The 416-nt window shown below is 33.4% G+C and carries 1 protein-coding gene; it reads left to right on the forward strand.

All coding sequences use genetic code 11. The features are described 5' to 3' along the window. On the forward strand, positions 1 to 262 hold a 262-nt coding region (locus C1I98_RS46785; protein ID WP_497846408.1), incomplete at its 5' end, for a GTP pyrophosphokinase. Between the last annotated feature and the right edge of the window lie 154 nt (positions 263 to 416).

Raw genomic sequence — 416 nt, forward strand, 5'->3', positions numbered from 1 at the left:
TTATCATATTGTGGTGGAATATCCGGTTCAAATGATGAATGGTCAAAAGAAAATTTTAGCAGAAATTCAAGTACGTACACTTGAAATGAATTTTTGGGCTACAATCGAGCACTCTTTAAATTATAAATTTGACGGAGAATTTCCAAAAGAACTAAGAACACGGTTGCAGAAGGCCTCGGTTAAATCATATGAATTAGACAAAGAAATGTCTGAAATCAGAAAACAAATTTTATTAGCACAAAAAGAACAAAAGGATGTCTAAATATGAGAGTAGCTATTTATCATTCAAGTGATGAGCATTCCATTCAAGTTGGTAAAGATTTAGCAAAGATTTTATCTCAAAATGAGATTGTAATTGATAACGAAAAACCTACGGTGGTGATTACCATTGGGGGGGATGGGACGTTACTATCTGC

This window comes from Spongiactinospora gelatinilytica (assembly GCF_003236385.1).
GTDB classification, from domain to species: domain Bacteria; phylum Actinomycetota; class Actinomycetes; order Streptosporangiales; family Streptosporangiaceae; genus Spongiactinospora; species Spongiactinospora gelatinilytica.